Raw genomic sequence first — 15607 nt, 5'->3', positions numbered from 1 at the left:
AGCATCCCCTTACATCCTGAACAGGACGTAGGGGGATGCTGAACAATTATCAGGATTACTGAGTGCCGCCTACCCGCCAGATGACATTATCTTCATCCTGGCCACTGACTGGCCACCATTTGAAGCCATCTTGCTCCAGCAGCTTATGAGCTCCTTCCGGTCCCCATGAGCCTGCAGCATAGGTTTCCAGCGTATCCGGGGCTTGTTGCCATGCTTTGGCGATCCGATCCACGAATCTCCATGCTGTCGCAACCTCATCCCAACGCGTGAAGTACGTAGAGTCCCCTTCAATCGCGTCCATCAACAACCGTTCATAAGCCTCAGGTGAGTTGATGCCGACCATACAGCTTTGGCAGAAATCCATAGCCAGCGGTTCAATATCCGATTCCGAACCCGGCTTCTTGGCATTAATTTTGATGTAAATGCCCTCCATCGGATTAACCCGGATCACGAGCAAGTTCGGTTCCAGCTTATGCTTTTGACCAAGATATACGTTCGTAGGCATGCTCTTAAATTCCACAACGATTTCGGTTGTCTTTACAGGAAGACGTTTGCCAGTACGAATGTAGAAAGGAACCCCTGCCCAACGGAAATTATCCACAAATACGCGTGAAGCAAAATAAGTCTCTGTGCTCGACTGTGGATCAACCTTGTCCTCTTCACGATACCCCGGCAACTGCTGACCGCGATAGCTTCCTTCCGTGTATTGACCACGTACCACATTAGTCAACACATCCTCTGCGGATTCAAAAGGACGCAACGAACGCAGCACTTTCACCTTTTCATCACGGATATCCTCAGGGAGCAAACGACTCGGTGGTTCCATTGCAATCATCGTCAGCATTTGCAGCATATGGTTCTGTCCCATATCCCGCAGAGCGCCGGAATGATCGTAATAACCTCCGCGTTCCTCTACGCCCACGGTTTCACTAAGCGTAATTTGCACATTGGAAATATGCTTATTATTCCACAATGGTTCAAAGAAGGCGTTTGCGAAGCGGATGACTTCGATATTTTGCACCATTTCCTTACCAAGATAGTGATCAATCCGATAAATTTCTTCCTCTTCAAATACTTCGCGTATTTCAACATTCAGCTCTTGCGCAGATTCCAGGTTATAACCAAACGGCTTCTCAATGACAAGACGATTCCAGCCCTTGCCATCCATCATACCGCCTTCTTTGAGGCTCTCCGATACGCTTCCAAACAGTTCAGGGGCCAAAGCCAAATAAAACAAACGGTTCCCCGGAATGCTGAATTTCTTCTCTATGGTCTCTGTCTGCTGTTTCAGTTCATGAAATCCTTCGACATTGTTGATATCCAGTGATTTATATTCAAAATGCTCGGCAAATGCCTGCCATTCTTGATCGTTTTCTGCCTTGTAACGGCTAAACTCCTGTATCGAAGCGTACAGGTCATTACGGAATTCTTCCTCTGTGCGAGGGCGTCTCGCTACGCCAATAACGGCAAAATCCTCACCCAGCTTCCCTTCGCGGTACAAGCTGTAGATCGCAGGAAAAAGCTTGCGGCGGGCCAAATCGCCCGTAGCACCAAAAATAAATAACACAGCGCCTTGCATCACAACAGATTCATTATTAGGTATGTCAGCCATGAAGTACCTCATTCTTCCCATGACAAGATTCCGCTTCCACAACCCTCGAAATCCGCATGTAGTATTGTGTATATTTATTCAAGATCATACTTGATTTTCGACAAACATGGAACTGAAGATTTGATGACATTTTAGCATATTCAGCATGGATAAGCTATCCGATGAATCATAAATTTACCTTATAAGTCAGTATTCTATCGTAATCAGCGGAAAACCGATCGTAATACGAGTATCCTGATGCTCCTCATCTTCATGCACAGCCATCTGCATATGCACCTGATGCTCACCACTTTGAACTGTCAGAGGTAGCTTCGGTGCTTCATAGGATACAGCTACCGTCGTCGCATCTGTATATCTTTCTTTTGCTTTCATGGACAAGCTTCCTGCTAAACGTGTCTCTGTCAGCTTCATCAGTTGGTCCACGGGCTCATTTGATTTCAGCGAATGCTGAATGGACGTATTCCATACTGCTTGTACTCCCACAGCCGCCAATTGTTCAGCACAAAGTTCATGCAGTCGGATTAACTGCTCACGTCCTGCATTGCTACTCTCAAGTTGAACGACCGTATACCATTGACCAGCTAGCTGTTCCATCACATTTAAGCGGATTTTCAGTTCTCCGCTACTGCCAACAGATCGATACACCGTGTGTCCATTTTCCTCAACCTTGCTTACGGCGGGAATATTCAGTTGATCGGCTATCCGGGCCGCCATGGCTGCTGGATCATCACCGTAAGAAGTCCAGTTACCTTGCCATTTCACAACCAGCTTATCCAGTGTACCAGGAGCCTGATCCGAGACGGTCAATACAGAGCGCAAGTCCGTTCCTGCCTTGAGGGAATCATATCCGGTAGCTTGAAACGTCCCGTAACGCCAGCCTACCAGTAACAGCAACGTTCCGAACACCGCGATAGCGACAATCCCTTTTTTGATGACCTCTGCTTTTAACATCATGGTTCCTCCCGCTCCACAAGCATCCGATTCCTGGAGGCACATTCTGGATGTTTTTTTCGGCTGGCTTGGATTCTATCAATCTATCAATAGCTTTCCCGTTGCAAGAGGTTTTATACACGCTAGAAGCAGAAGAACATCTTTTAAAAATATTCGTTCACCTGCTGGGTGTTCGACCATACATTATAGGCAGCGTGAGAATAGACTATGATCACAACGTATCTTATTCAGAAAGAGGTGAAATCATGTTTCCCATATATCCTGTAAATGAAGCCAATGTGGCACCTCACGGTGGACGTCTGGTCTGTGCTGTTCTGCATGACGGTACACGACATGTTGGCATTCTCAGCGGGTGTGGCAAAGGTAAGCTGATGCTGAACGGATATCCATCCTCCTTTTCTAATAGTCTCTACGCCGGAAACTATAATAACAAGGGAAAACAAGAAGCCAAGAAGATATCCTCCAAAAAGAAAAAAAGAAATTCTAAAAACAAAGCAAATTCCTCTGCCAAAATAAGCAGTTTAATCAAACCCACTAGGGAGCCCCTGAGTCCGTCCCCTCCCTATGACACAGGTGGATTTGCTGGAAATGGTGGACCAGGCTATGGCGGCGGATATGGTGGATATGGATACGGAGCCGGACTTGCGCTGGATTTGGCCTTAATCGCCTTTCTGTTCTTACTTATTTAAATAACGTTTTAAGGACCGAAAAAAACCGGAGAGCTACTACAAGTCTCCGGTTCGTTGTATTCACCTATTTAATTTGGAACCTGTTCAGCAGCGTAAAATGACTCCATTCTTTTGTATTTCATAGTATCAGTCCGTTCTACACGCTACTCCGCTAATCCGTTTTTGTAGGCATAGATTGCCGCCTGTGTGCGGTCCTCTACCCCCAGCTTGGCCAGAAGGTTCGTGACATGAAATTTCACTGTCTTGATCCCGATGATCAGCTCATCTGCAATATCCTGATTGGATTTACCCTGTGCCAACAGCCGGAGTACTTCCATTTCACGATCCGTCAGTTCCGCATGCGCAGGCGCTTCAGCCTGCGGCTGGCGAAATCGATTCATCATCTTGGAAGCCACCTGCGATTCCAGCACGGACTGTCCGCGTGCCGCTGCACGGATCGCATCCGCAACCTCGGATGCACGGGAGGTTTTGAGCAGATAGCTGAACGCGCCCGCTTCAATAACCGGATACATTTTCTCATCGTCCAAATAACTCGTCAGTACGATGACCTTCGTCTCTGGAAGCAGGCGTGTCACTTGGCGAGTCGTCTCGATTCCATCCATGCCGTCCATAACCAGATCCATTAAAATCACGTCCGGCTTGTATTCCGTAGCCAGTCGTATGCCTTCTTCCCCGCTCCCGGCCTCGCCTACCACTTCAATGCCTTCTTCCGTGCCCAACACCGCCGCCAGACCAATCCGCACCATTTCATGGTCGTCTACCAGCAGTACGCTAATCGGCAATTCCGTTTCCATGATCATCGTTCCTTCCGCTTTCATCATTTATAACCGGCACCGATACCTCAATTCGTGTTCCTTTCTCCGGAGCCGTTATATACTGTATAGCTCCTCCAATCTCGCTGACCCGCTCCTGCATCGTGGACAATCCATACGAAGTCTGCTTTTTCTCGTCCAGCTCGAATCCAATTCCGTTATCCCTAATCGTTAACCGAACGGAATCCGGGCGTTGCACGATACGAATCTCCATGCGGCTTGCTTTGGCATGACGCAACGTATTAGACATAGCTTCCTGAACGATGCGAAACAAATGGTTCTCAATGCCTTTAACCAACTGTACTCCGCTCTCCATCTCAAAATCAATCTCCATGGGAACCTTGGCCTGCAATTCCTGTATTAAATCACGTAATCCCTGTTCCAGCCGCTTGCCTTCCAAATAAACAGGTCGTAAATGAAGCAGTAACGCCCTCATTTCGGATTGCGCCACCGAGGACATTTCTTCAATCAATGCAACCTGACGCTGCGCCTTATCAAAATCCTTATCCAGCGTCCTGCCTACAGCCGTCGCCGTCATCGAAATGGCGAACAATTGCTGCGACACTGCATCATGTAGCTCCCTCGCCAATCGCTGCCTTTCCTCGACAATCGCGGTTACTCTGGCCTGCTCTGCCAGCTGTGCATTGTTGGTGGACAGGCGTTGCAAAGAAGTAACCTGCTCTTGCCATTTGTGCCCGATTCGCTCCAGTTGCTCACCCAGCCTGCCCAACTCATCATGACCCAGTGGCGGCAGCTCCCGGGCAGGGGTCCCCTTTTCCCACATCAGCAGCGTCTCCCGCAGCTTTTCCAGCCTGCTTTTGAAGCGGTAGCTCTCATAAAAACCGTATATTGCCCCGGTGCCAATCAGTACCATGACGACGGCTCCCACAAATTTCAATATCATTCCCCAGGTTGGGAACGACTTCACATATCCATATGTATACAGCATATAAAAAACAACTACGCCCACAACAACACACAGGAGGATACCTTCACCCATACTGCGGGTTACCATGTTGGACGTTTTTTTATGATTCATCCCGGCTCCTCCTGATCAATAAAATCGGACGCGCACATCGCCCGCCAAATACGAAATGACAAACTTCACTTTATATTCACTCTGTGCATAATTGGGTGACTTCCAAACCAGACGATTGAGCATACCCGCCTCATGATCACGGTCAAATTGAATCTGCCCGAACAACACGAACATTTCCACCTCTACACCGTAATTATCCGGTAGCGTGATGTCAATATCACCGAAGATCCCCTGCAAAAATATAACGGGTTCACGTTCTTCCGGAAGTGCCAACGTCAAATCAGCATCCACATCCCCAACCACATGCCATATACTTGTGCTGCGCAAGCTCCACGGCACTTCGTCCCATTTATGATTGGATATAAAATTGTGCTTGAATATCGAGCTTTGACCCTTATGCAGCTTTCTTGAACGTGAATAGAATGCAGCTAGCGACCCTAGAGTTACTACCACAAAAAGAAATAAATGATCCAGTACGAGCAGCCCTGCCCCAATTGCGAGCATTGTATAGCCCTTTTTGATTTTGGAATTACGAATCTTATATATTCCGGCCAACATCAGGATCAGTGCAATCACGGAGAGGAAGCCAATCCACTGACCGAATAAAATGATAATCCCGATTGCGATACCTGCCAGTGCCAAGACTGATTTCCTTTTCTCCATGCTGCACCCCCTTTATTTATACAGGAAGGAAAAGCCATAGTGGCGCGACATTCCGCCATATGGCTTTCCCGAACCATACAGATTGAGCACTATAATTGACCAGTGTCCATTCCATACAGCATATCATAATGTCTTATTTTCGAGTAGTCAGTCCTTCTTTATATCTACTGGTTTAGCACCCGTTTGAATTTTGGATTTGAGCTGTTGAAGCTGCTCATTCACTTTGAACAGTTTTTCAGCCTCTGCCGGATTGACGTACGCTTCTCCCGGAGCTTGACGGTAAGGGGCACGCAGTACGTCAGCTTCTGCTTCCATTTGCATGATTTTTTCTTCCATGCGGTGAAAGCCCAGCGAAGCAGATCCGCTTTCAATCGTGTGCAGACTGTTGATTTGCGACATTTGTTTTTTGGCTTTTGCCATTTGAGCGCGGGATACCAGCTCATTGCGCTTGTTGCGCATTTTGTAGAACTCATCCTTCATGTCGTGAAGCTGTTGCACCAATTCTTTGGCTTGAAGCTCGGCTTGCGTGTGCAGGTCGCGGTATTCATCTTGTTTTTGTGTAAAATAGATCTTTTCGCCCAGCAGCTTGCGCGCTACTTCCTCCTGGCCGTTCCGCAATGCGGATTCTGCTTGTTGTTCACGCTCATTAGATACTCTTACTGCTTCCTCCAAGCGCTGTTTCATGCGACGTTCATTTGCCATTTGCTTGGCAACCGTTACTTCTGCCTCGTGAATTTCCGCTTCCATATCACGCAGATATTGGTTTAGCATAATAATCGGGTCTTCCACTTTATCCAGCACTTCATTCACCGATGCTCTTGTCATATCCTTCATTCTTTTAAAGATTCCCATTATTTACGATCTCCCTTCTCGAATTGCTCTACTTTTTTGCGTAACTCTGCCAACTCTTTTTTCATTGCTTTTCTCTCGATATCTTCCATCATGGAATCCAGATCACTGTTAGGACCTGTGTTAAATTTGGATGAATGACGGGCATCTTGACCAAAAGATTGGCTCGGATTACCGTATGCTCCGCCCTGATTGTAACCAGTTCCCGGTCCGTACTGTGAACCGGTGCTGTTCCCGCCATAATAGCGTGAATCCTGTTGATTGTAAGGCCCACTGTTGGGACCAAATCCTCCATCATAAGGAGATCTCGGCTCCTTGGAGATAACCAGCGCCGCAATTACATACAGCATAAATGTGGTTCCTGCTGTTATAAAGAAACTGATCACAACCAGAATACGAATCCAAGTTGAGTCCATCCCTGTTGCGTCAGAAAGACCGCCGCATACACCTGTTAATACTCTATCCCGGTTTGATCGGTAAATTCGGGTCATAATCAACTTACTCCTTCCCGCTGTTGTTCAGCTTGCTCTTCAGTCTCGCCCACTCTTGTTCGAGCAGCGATTCGCCGCCATGGGCATCCTGCGTGTGACCGCCTTCTCCCCGCCGCAAATCACGCAAGCTCAGCGTTTCTGCTTCCATATCGGCTACCCGATCTTCCAAGCGGTTGAACATTCGGGGAACATTTCGTCCACCGTATGTACCTGCCCGTTCGTTCATCTGCTGCTGGAGTCTCAACGTTTGTACACGTGCCGCATAATACTGGCGCTTACTGTTTACCGTTTGATATTCCATTTTTAAGGTATCTAGCTGATGCTCCAATTCACGTAGCGATTCACGGCTCTGCTCCCACAGCTCTCTATACTGCTCTTCTTTTTCTGCATACAGCATTTTTTCCTGAAGGGCCAGCTTTGCAATGTGTTCTTCATCTGCCTTTAAAGCCAGCAGCGCCTGTTCCTCCCGTTTAATCTGCATGGACACTGCGTGATCCAGCTGTTGCTTCATCTGTCTTGTGTGCACTGCATATTGCTGATGAAGCTTTTCCGCTTCGGCAATATCCTCGCGGGTGTTATACAAGAACTGATCAATCAGTTGTATCGGTTCTTGACTTTGTTCCAAATGCTCATTGAAGGTCGCTACGGTAATATCACGCATTCTACGAAACACACTCATTTGCGTCTGCTCCTTTCACATTTCGTATTTTCATATCTTCATACTTCGTTTCTGTAATTCACATTACCCGCGAATCCATCAATCTCAGTAACGTCTTCTGCGGTCACTCAGCAGTGAAACACCAAATATGATTAAACCAATTGCCAGCAGCGGCCCCAAAAGCCATGACAGTTTGCCGAGTAAAACCAGTACCCCGATTACAAGTACGATCCAGCCGAAGACCACATTTCCTCTTTTCACACCGTAGTAACCTAGCATGATCATCGCTATCGGGATTAAGTAACCGATCAAGTGTCCTATAAAGTAACCGAAAAATGGAGTAAACTTACCGAGCAGCATAATCGAACCCAATACAATCAGTACAATAGCCAACCCATTCCCTTTGTTAACTCTCATCATCTCTCACCGCCTTTCACTGTGTCTTGCTTATGTCCTTATTGTACGCTGATCCGGAGTTCGCCAAAACGGACCCCAGACGGTTTTTGAACCTAGACCTAAGTCGGGGGTGCATACAGACCTGCGGCTATCACCCTCTATGTTGTTCTGCCGCACGGGCTGTTGGTTGTTGCTCACCCGCTTGCTTGGAGCGTAGTGAAAGGACGAGACAAGCCAGTAACGCTATAGCTGCAACCATATAAGGCAAGTTAATATGAACATCGAACAGCAGTCCTGCAATCAGTGGTCCGATCACATTACCCAAACTTGTATAAGATGAGTTCATTCCAGCCACGAACCCCTGCTCGTCCCCGGCCTGCCGTGATAAGGATGTGCTTACCGCCGGACGAAGAATGTCCATGGCCAGAAAAATGATGAAGGTCGTCAGCATAATCATGGCGTACTGCTCGGCAAACAGTGTCAGAAAAATGAATAGTCCCGCAACTGCCAGACAGATATGAATGACCTTTTTCTCGCCAAAACGATTAATAATCCAGCCAAATATAGTCGCTTGGACAACTGCCCCCAGAATGGAACCTGTGGTTATAATGATGGCAATATCCACTGGCGTAAAACCATATTTATGATCTACAAACAATCCGAACACCGTTTCAAAGTTAGCCAGCCCAAAAGCAACCACAAACACAATGACCAATCCCATGAAATAAGGAGAACGATACGACTTGGCAAACTGCTGCAAAAGGTTTTCCTTTTGCCGCGGAAGCTCTCTATTATCCCGTTGCTTTTCCTTGCTTAAGGATTCGGGTAGCACTAGCAAAGACAAGATAGCGGCTATCCCCGCAGCTCCTGCGGCTGCAAAAAAGGGAATACGTATGCCGTACGTGGCCAGCAAACCACCAATGCCTGGTCCGATAATAAACCCAGTGTTAATCGCCGCGTTAATCATCCCCATTCCCTGGCCTCTTTCCTCGAATGAGGTCACGTCAGCGACATACGCCATTATAGAAGGAGTAAGCAGCGCGGCCCCCGCCCCACCCATGATTCGAGCTACAAACAATGTAGGTACAGAACTAGCCAGCCCAAAGACAAGCTCGGATAACATAAAAATAAACATACCCGAAACAATCAATTTTTTACGTCCATAACGATCAGACCACTTGCCCGCCAATGGTGATAATAAAAGCTGTGTCAGGGCAAAAGCCGCGACCATCAGTCCCATCGATGAGCCATTCATTCCCAGCTCGCTTATAAATTTAGGTAATACGGGAACAACCAATCCAATTCCCATGAATGCCAAAAAGATGTTAAGCATCAGTAACAGCATAGCTCCCCGATTTCGTGTCAGCATAGACATGTTTCAACCCTTCCTTTTCCTGTGTATCTTTTATTATTTATCATTTCTTAAACTTGCTTACCGTATCTTCGGAAACAATAAAACTTAAATTGTTTTATTAGTTTTCTTATAAAAAAATGACCTCTTCAAATATGTAACATATTGTTGAGGCCATTTTCTATTTTTCGACCAGTCCAAATAACAATATATCTACAATAGAATAAATAGCATCCTCTACCGTCACGCTGTTATCCAGAAAAAATCGCTGATCAAGCGTTAAATTTATAGAATCAATAATAAGTCTCATGATGAGAGCCTCGTTTTTATTTACAATAATCCCTTCCTGGATGCCCTGCTGGATTAATGTTCTGATCTGGGGCCAATCATTCAAATCGGTATACATCCTTTTCCAATGCTCAGGATAATATTTTTTCATTTGATCCAGTATTCGCAAATCATAAAACTCATAATATTGCGGTATGACCCTGATCGACTGCTTAATCTTCTCTAGCAAGGTTAATTGATCGTTTTCGACAATTTGCTCGGTTTTTCGAATCATATCATCATTCGTACGCTCTATAAGCGTTTCTAAAATGAGTGTTTTGGACGAAAAATGCTCATATAAGGTGCGCTTACTAATAGCAAGTCTTTTCGCAAGATCATCCATGGTAAATTTCAAACCGCTTTCATGCGCCTCCTCCACAAAAGCTTCTAAAATCCTTTCCTTCATATTCATCCCTCATTCCTTTATACCAAATAAAACTATAAACGTTTTTTCAGTACCAATATCCTACTACATAATTAAAAAACCCGTCAAATTTACATTGCTCTAAAACATAAATATAATAAAAAGGAGGGGCCCTGAAGCCCTTTTCAACCGCTTTGTAAGTCAAAAGTTTAGAGCCCGTTACAGCATGTTATCAAAAAAATATCCCTCCAAAATTTTGAATCCTGAATTAGTCAGGATCTAAAAATCGGAGAGATTTTTTTAATGGCAGACTTTTGAATGCTGAAATATGTTGATTCATGCTTGGTATTATTAGCTCCCTTTCCTTCAACAAAGAAATTCGTAAAATCACCTTAGGTTAGCTGTGGGTATATCGCGGCAACACCGCCGGCAAGACCGCTTTGGACAGTGCGGCTCACGTTGTCGGCGATAATTTCAAAACTATCGGATTCTAAACCATCGATAGCCAATTTTGCAATATCCGCAGGATTGGATTTGGGAGCTTCAATGCCTGCCGTCATGTCTGTGTCCATAAATCCCACATGCAAGCTAGCTACCCTCACTTTTTGAGGATACAGATTTAAGCGCAGTGCGTTTGTCATTCCCCACTCTGCCGCCTTTGCAGCCGTATACGCGCCTTCACTTCCCATACTAACCCAAGATAATACGGAAAGAATATTCAGAATTGAACCCCCGCCATTCTTTGCAATAATAGGCGCGAAAGCACGAACCATGGATAATGTGCCAAAGACGTGTGTATTAAACTCCAAGTGTATTTTATCGAGATCTCCGTCAAGCAAAGAAGCGCCTGTAGACGTGCCTGCATTATTGATCAGAAGCGTAACATCCTTAGCTGCCAGAATAGCTGCAGATACCTCTTGAGGATTGGTAATATCAAGTTTTACAGGTGTTACACCGGGAATGTCAACGGAATCCGGATTTCTTGCACCAGCATAAACCTTAGCCCCTCTGGATAGAAGTTCAAGTGCAAGTTGACGACCAAGACCTCGGTTCGCACCGGTGACAAAGGCGACTTGTTCAGAAATATTCATTTTTTTATGCTCCTTTAGTTGTTTTTGAGTATAACAGAACATCTTACTCTTCTGAGCTATTCATCATGCCATAAATGCAATTAATGAAGTTAGCTACTATAAACAGATATATAGAACGCTCATTCGTTACATGATATAGCTATAGGGAAAAGAGGAGGTTCAACTATACAAGAACGAACATTCTAATAAAGAGAAAAAATAAATACTACCCTCGAAATCAGAGGAGAATTCACCATTCTGCTGCCTCTAATATACTTGAGTAAAACGAGCCTTTTCCCTTTATCCAATGGCTCCTTGCCATTCCATTTCCCTCCCATCACCAATATACCATATTGAGAACGATTGGTAAAGAATTTACTTCTAGCATAAGTCATTGTTAAAGTACCACTGATCTTCGCTATTCAGATCAGCGGCTTTAAGACTCATATTATTTCCTTTTCAATCTAAAATGCTCAGTGTGGTATTAATAATACCGAATAACTTCTCTTGACTGGTTGCTGTTTTGACCATCGTACGTAACCCTAACCAAGCATTCATGAAGTAATGAGAAAGGGCTTCAGGGTCAAGCTGAGCTTCGAATTCACCTGTTTGTTGACCAATAAGAATGAGATTATATAACAACTTCTCCGTTTTTGAATAGCTATCTTCAACTAAGGAGGCAACTTCTGGATCTAATAATCCCAGCTCCACACCCGAATTAACGATGAAACACCCTTGGGGGTCTCCTTTTTTCTGTAGAGTGGACTCAAAAAATTGTCGAATTAATTCCTTAACCGGTTCTTGCTTGTCAACCAATAATCTCATTTTGTTGTTTTGAATAGCCTCGTATCGTTTGAGTGCATTCATAAATAAAGCATGCTTATCCCCAAAAGTATCATAGATGCTTTTTCTGTGAATTCCCATAAAGTCGACTAATTCTTGCATCGAGGTTTTCTCGTACCCTTGCATCCAAAAGAGTTGTATCGCTTTATCTAATACTTCATTAACTTCAAATTCTTTATATCTTGCCATTTCCATCACCTCATGCATTCATTATACATTTAAGTAGATGATCAGCAAACGTGAGGGTAAAACTCGAAAAAAATCAAGCGTGCGCTTTCGAAGCCTTGAAGTATATTCGAACAACCGAAAAACAGTTCGATTTATCAACTTTATGTTGTTGTTTCTCCCTCTTGTATAGTCATAAGAATCTTTCCTTGAGCTGTCCCTTTAACGCCCGCTACATATGTTTTGATCAATACTTGATGTTTGTTTATTCCAGGAATAGGCAAATCGTTGATGTGAGCTTCTAGCTTTTTTGAGTAGCCGTATATTTGTACTGCTTTCATCATTTTCTCCTTAAAAATTAATAATCACCTTCCCTTTTGGACGTCCATTTGCGACTAGTTCTAGCGCTTCATTAACGTTGCCTATGGTAAATAGTGTTGGATGAATCGGTGGAACAATGTTGTTTTTTTCAATGATTTTGGTAATCTCTTTTAGTTGTGCGCCGTCAGAACGAACGAAGATAAAGCGGTATTCCACGTCGTGTTTCTTGGCTTTGTTGTCATACTTTGCGCCAACAACAGAAAATAGCTTTTGTTTCCACCATGGAAAGTTATTGTCTTCTGCGAAACGTTTATTGGGTCCTGTACGAAGAGAGAGTAATCTTCCGCCCGGTTTAATGATTTTTAATTCATTGTCAAATTCTTCGGCTCCCAAGGTATCAATCACATAATCGACATTCGACAACAAGTCAACATAGTTTTCTTTCGTGTAATCCAAATATTGGTCTGCACCAATTTCCAAAGTGCGTTCTCGCGCTTGTGCGTTGCCACTAACAATGACATTTAGACCCATTGCCTTTGCGATTGGGACAGCCATTTGACCAAAGCTACCCGATCCACCTGGAATGAAAACAGATTTACCAGACTGTGCCTCAAGTTCTTCATGTAGACCTTGATACGCTGTGAGTCCAGTCAGTGCTGCAGCAGCGGCTTCCACATAGGATAAATTTTTTGGCATGGGGGAGATTGCGGCAGCGTCAATTGCGGCATATCCCGCAAAAGCACCAATTTTTTTTAGTGGGAGACGTGTATAGATATCGTCTCCTACGTAAAAGTTTGTCACATTTTTTCCGATTTTTTCGATAACGCCTGCCAATTCATTACCAAGCGTTAATGGGAAATCATAATCTTGAATCAGTTTCACGCTACCTGTGATAACCAACATTTCAAGTGGATTGACCGCTGCAGCTTTGACCTTTACCAAAACTTCGTTGTCAGCAATCTCTGGAATTGGAATGTCATTGACTTGGGCGTGGATTTTTTTTGAGTACTTGGTGATCTGAGCTGCTTTCATGAGTGTTTTCATTTTTAAATCAGCATCCTTCCGTTGAGTTACCTTCATTGGGTTTGTTCACCTTATTATTTTCACTTTCTAAATACCATAATCTAAATGAGCTTGTATTTTTTCAAAGTAGCGATAAGACAATAGTTTTCACTATTTCAATAGAAAAATGAGCACGATACTATACAGATAACCAAACTAATCGTTTCATGAATGCTATTGCTAGCTTCGGGTGCAGATGGATCAAAACACAAAAACCAGTGCTTGACAAAAGATATGGATTTATACGAAAAGCCACCTATTTCTATAATGTTGTAAGTCCTACCCAACACTGATGCGAATCCATGTGTATCATGAGCTGCGTGAACAACCGTTAACGAATATCCAGAGGCTGTCCAATAATTCCGAAGTTCTTCATATAGAAGCCTGGGCTAGAGGCACCTATCCCAAACCCTCCCAACTTGCCATTCCAAAGTTTATATAACTCGCAAAGGTTGCAACGACTCCAGAGTCATCTGGAACTTGACCGCTGAAGCCGGTGTTCCCGTACTCAATCGGTGGAACAGGCATTAAGATCTACATCGGCCCATAGCGTCCGAATGCAGTAAAAGCCTACCAGTACAGTGCAACCCATGCGTCAAGCACTGATTTTTAGATTGATCCAAGAAACTATACAAATATAATTTTATTTGACCTGAGGTTTTTTTCTCATAACATTGATGACTCACAGATAAATTTATGGCGTACAATTTTTTAGTTGTACGCCATTTTTAAACACTACTGTCTATATTGTAGTTTAAGTTTAAAACTACTTTGTTATTTCCTCTATTTCGTTTAAAAAATAGAGAATCACTTCCAGCTTCAAGCTGGTTGTAAAGCGTTGATATTTGCCATATAAGCTATACTTACCCCTTCTGAGATTCTAATTCTTTCAATGTAGGATAATCCGTATAACCCTTGCTTTCACCACCATAAAATGTTGCAGGATCTGCTTCATTTAATGGAGCGCCTGCTTTAAGCCGTTCCACAAAATCTGGATTAGCCAATGACCATCCCCCAATAGGTGCTAAATCAGCAAGACCACTATCGATATCAACGCTAAGATTTTCCAGTGCCCGTCCAGCCCGATTGACTAACAACGGATTCTTCCATAGAGATCGAATGTCTTGAAGCAGTTCTTCGTTTCCGAGGTGCATAATATGAAGGTAAGCCAAATTTAATTTAGCTAATTCTTGCGTCAGGTAACGATAAAGATCAGGACCTTGTTCACCATCTTGAATCCCACCAAGAGGAGTTCCTGGAGAAATACGGAAGCCAGTTCTCTCTGCCCCAATCTCGTCAACGATGGCTTTTGCTACTTCAATCGCGAAGCGAGTACGATTTTCTATAGAGCCACCATATTCATCCGTCCGTGTATTCGAATTTTCTCCGATAAATTGGTTAATCAGATAACCATTTGCTCCATGAATTTCAACACCGTCAGCTCCTGCTGCAATAGCAGCCGCCGCAGCTTTACGATAATCTGCAATGGTCGCTTGAATATCTTCTTTACTCAACTCACGTGGTACGGGGATATCCTGCATGCCTGTAGCCGTAAACGTTTCTAATCCTGGTGCAATTGCAGAAGGTGCAACCGGCTGCCGATGATGAGGTGTATTGTCAGGGTGCGATATACGACCGGCATGCATTAATTGGATATAAATATACCCGCCTGCTTCATGCACTGCATCGGTAACCTTTTTCCACCCTTCAATATGCTTTTCCGTATAGATCCCAGGTGTCCTTAAGTAACCTTGACCATCATCTGAAGGTTGTGCACCTTCCGTAATAAGAAGTCCTAAGGATGCACGTTGAACATAATAAAGTGCAGCCAACTCTCCAGGTGTACCATCTTCTTGCGCTCGACTACGTGTCATTGGTGCCATCGCTAATCGATGAGGCAATTCAATGTTACCAATTTTTGTTTTGCTCCATAATTTCTCCACT

Annotated in this window: 17 protein-coding genes; 1 reads left to right on the top strand and 16 read right to left on the bottom strand. The window is 44.3% G+C overall.

What is annotated here, in order from left to right:
• Positions 1-55: 55 nt before the first annotated feature.
• Together zwf and ABH897_RS17435 are read right to left on the bottom strand one after the other, a co-directional pair.
• Positions 56-1612 (bottom strand): glucose-6-phosphate dehydrogenase, encoded by a 1557-nt coding sequence (gene zwf, locus ABH897_RS17440; RefSeq protein ID WP_283653229.1) that lies wholly within the window; start codon positions 1610-1612, stop codon positions 56-58.
• Positions 1613-1798: 186 nt separating this feature from the next.
• Positions 1799-2563, bottom strand: a complete 765-nt coding sequence (locus ABH897_RS17435; protein WP_349361972.1) for a YwmB family TATA-box binding protein — start codon at positions 2561-2563, stop codon at positions 1799-1801.
• 68 nt (positions 2564-2631) lie between these two features.
• Here ABH897_RS17435 and ABH897_RS17430 point away from each other — a divergent pair, with 68 nt between their 5' ends.
• Entirely contained in the window at positions 2632-3252 is a 621-nt protein-coding gene (locus ABH897_RS17430) for a hypothetical protein (protein WP_404592501.1), read from the top strand.
• A gap of 143 nt (positions 3253-3395) precedes the next feature.
• Here ABH897_RS17430 and ABH897_RS17425 read toward each other — a convergent pair whose 3' ends face one another.
• From ABH897_RS17425 to ABH897_RS17360, 14 genes are all read right to left on the bottom strand, one after another.
• Entirely contained in the window at positions 3396-4046 is a 651-nt protein-coding gene (locus ABH897_RS17425; protein WP_044648538.1) for a response regulator, read from the bottom strand.
• Complete coding sequence (locus ABH897_RS17420) at positions 4024-5103, bottom strand: sensor histidine kinase (protein WP_283653232.1); 1080 nt, start codon at positions 5101-5103, stop codon at positions 4024-4026. Before ABH897_RS17420 ends, ABH897_RS17425 begins: the two co-directional genes overlap by 23 nt.
• Positions 5104-5118: 15 nt before the next feature.
• On the bottom strand, positions 5119-5766 hold the full coding sequence (gene liaF / locus ABH897_RS17415) for a cell wall-active antibiotics response protein LiaF (RefSeq protein ID WP_283653233.1): 648 nt from the start codon (positions 5764-5766) through the stop codon (positions 5119-5121).
• A gap of 147 nt (positions 5767-5913) precedes the next feature.
• Positions 5914-6618, bottom strand: coding sequence for a PspA/IM30 family protein (locus ABH897_RS17410; protein ID WP_283653234.1), 705 nt, complete (start codon positions 6616-6618; stop codon positions 5914-5916).
• Complete coding sequence (locus tag ABH897_RS17405) at positions 6618-7106, bottom strand: PspC domain-containing protein (protein ID WP_404519509.1); 489 nt, start codon at positions 7104-7106, stop codon at positions 6618-6620. Before ABH897_RS17405 ends, ABH897_RS17410 begins: the two co-directional genes overlap by 1 nt.
• A gap of 7 nt (positions 7107-7113) precedes the next feature.
• Entirely contained in the window at positions 7114-7785 is a 672-nt protein-coding gene (locus ABH897_RS17400) for a PspA/IM30 family protein (RefSeq protein ID WP_404592500.1), read from the bottom strand.
• 84 nt (positions 7786-7869) lie between these two features.
• Positions 7870-8181, bottom strand: a complete 312-nt coding sequence (locus ABH897_RS17395; RefSeq protein ID WP_283656324.1) for a LiaF transmembrane domain-containing protein — start codon at positions 8179-8181, stop codon at positions 7870-7872.
• 130 nt (positions 8182-8311) lie between these two features.
• On the bottom strand, positions 8312-9535 hold the full coding sequence (locus ABH897_RS17390; RefSeq protein WP_404519507.1) for an MFS transporter: 1224 nt from the start codon (positions 9533-9535) through the stop codon (positions 8312-8314).
• 157 nt (positions 9536-9692) lie between these two features.
• Complete coding sequence (locus ABH897_RS17385) at positions 9693-10244, bottom strand: TetR/AcrR family transcriptional regulator (protein ID WP_283653238.1); 552 nt, start codon at positions 10242-10244, stop codon at positions 9693-9695.
• 350 nt (positions 10245-10594) lie between these two features.
• Complete coding sequence (locus tag ABH897_RS17380) at positions 10595-11293, bottom strand: SDR family oxidoreductase (protein WP_283653239.1); 699 nt, start codon at positions 11291-11293, stop codon at positions 10595-10597.
• Positions 11294-11731: 438 nt separating this feature from the next.
• The gene (locus ABH897_RS17375) at positions 11732-12304 is read right to left on the bottom strand and encodes a TetR/AcrR family transcriptional regulator (protein ID WP_283653240.1); all 573 of its coding nucleotides are present in this window, start codon (positions 12302-12304) and stop codon (positions 11732-11734) included.
• A gap of 140 nt (positions 12305-12444) precedes the next feature.
• Entirely contained in the window at positions 12445-12621 is a 177-nt protein-coding gene (locus ABH897_RS17370; protein ID WP_404581117.1) for a hypothetical protein, read from the bottom strand.
• 10 nt (positions 12622-12631) lie between these two features.
• Positions 12632-13645, bottom strand: coding sequence for an NADP-dependent oxidoreductase (locus ABH897_RS17365; RefSeq protein WP_283656325.1), 1014 nt, complete (start codon positions 13643-13645; stop codon positions 12632-12634).
• Positions 13646-14526: 881 nt separating this feature from the next.
• Positions 14527-15606: an alkene reductase gene (locus ABH897_RS17360; RefSeq protein WP_404519503.1), complete on the bottom strand. Its 1080-nt coding sequence runs from the start codon at positions 15604-15606 to the stop codon at positions 14527-14529.
• Between the last annotated feature and the right edge of the window lies 1 nt (position 15607).

The organism is Paenibacillus sp. RC73, assembly GCF_044908085.1.
Classification (GTDB): domain Bacteria; phylum Bacillota; class Bacilli; order Paenibacillales; family Paenibacillaceae; genus Paenibacillus; species Paenibacillus terrae_A.
The sequence above is the reverse complement of the archived record's forward strand: the minus strand, read 5'-3'. Positions and strand labels throughout refer to the sequence as shown.